This window comes from Caballeronia sp. LZ032, from assembly GCF_031451315.1.
In the GTDB taxonomy this organism is placed as follows: Bacteria; Pseudomonadota; Gammaproteobacteria; order Burkholderiales; family Burkholderiaceae; genus Caballeronia.
On the sequence record NZ_JARUXP010000047.1, the window covers coordinates 1 to 704 of the forward strand.

Genomic DNA, 704 nt, shown 5'->3' on the forward strand with positions numbered 1-704 from the left:
GCGCTCGAATGGATTCCCGCTTCGGCGCATCCGATGGACGTCATGCGCACCGGCGTCTCCGTGCTCGGCACGATCCTGCCCGAGAAGGACGATCACAACATCCCGGGCGCGAAAGATATTGCCGACAAGCTGATGGCCTCGCTCGGCTCGATGCTGCTGTACTGGTATCACTACTCGCACAACGGCAAGCGCATCGAAGTGGAAACCGATGACGATTCCATCGGCGGACACTTCCTGCATCTGCTGCATGGCGTGGAGCCGTCGAAGTCGTGGGTCGATGCGATGCACGTGTCGCTCAACCTCTACGCCGAACACGAATTCAACGCATCGACCTTCACGGCGCGCGTGATCGCGGGAACCGGCTCAGACATGTATTCGGCGATTGCGGGCGGTATAGGCGCGTTGCGCGGTCCGAAGCACGGCGGCGCCAACGAAGTGGCCTTTGAAATTCAGTCACGCTATCTCGATGCCGACGAAGCCGAAGCCGACATCAAGCAGCGCGTGGAACGAAAGGAAGTGGTGATCGGCTTCGGGCATCCGGTGTACACGATCTCGGACCCGCGCAACAAGGTCATCAAGGAAGTCGCGAAGAAGCTCTCGAAGGAAGCGGGCGACACCAAGCTTTTCAGCATCGCCGAGCGCCTCGAAACGGTCATGTGGGACGCGAAGAAGATGTTCCCCAATCTCGACTGGTTCAGCGCCGT

General features: G+C 60.1%; 1 protein-coding gene. It reads left to right on the forward strand.

Features of this window, described 5'->3' with window-relative positions; all coding sequences use genetic code 11:
* Window positions 1-704: citrate/2-methylcitrate synthase (locus tag QCE69_RS39340; protein WP_309936157.1), on the forward strand; the 704-nt coding region annotated here is incomplete at both ends.